The sequence below is a fragment of the Burkholderia sp. SIMBA_051 genome, assembly GCF_046534915.1.
Classification (GTDB): Bacteria; Pseudomonadota; Gammaproteobacteria; order Burkholderiales; family Burkholderiaceae; genus Burkholderia; species Burkholderia ambifaria.
On sequence record NZ_JAWRXS010000595.1, the window covers coordinates 1 to 253 of the forward strand.

At 56.9% G+C, this 253-nt stretch carries 1 pseudogene; it reads right to left on the reverse strand.

Annotation, left to right across the window (positions count from 1 at the left end):
• Positions 1-253, reverse strand: a pseudogene (locus SB771_RS35865) (AraC family transcriptional regulator); the annotation flags it as partial.

The window sequence follows — 253 nt, forward strand, 5'->3', positions numbered from 1 at the left end:
GGATGGTCTGATATTGGCAAGTGCAGCTCTTTCACCGACGCATCGGAAAGCTGCTCGAGTAGCACTGCAACCAACCGCGCGGCCTTGCCCTCTGAAAGACAAGAGCGGTCCTGCTCAACAAGGTGCAGGATCAACTCCCGGACAAGCGGCGTAATAGCAAGTGTACAGCACCCATCAGGCATGACAGCTGCGCTGGGCTCGACGAACAGAAAGCAGGTACTGGCATTCGCGGTTACACGACAACTGTGTGGCG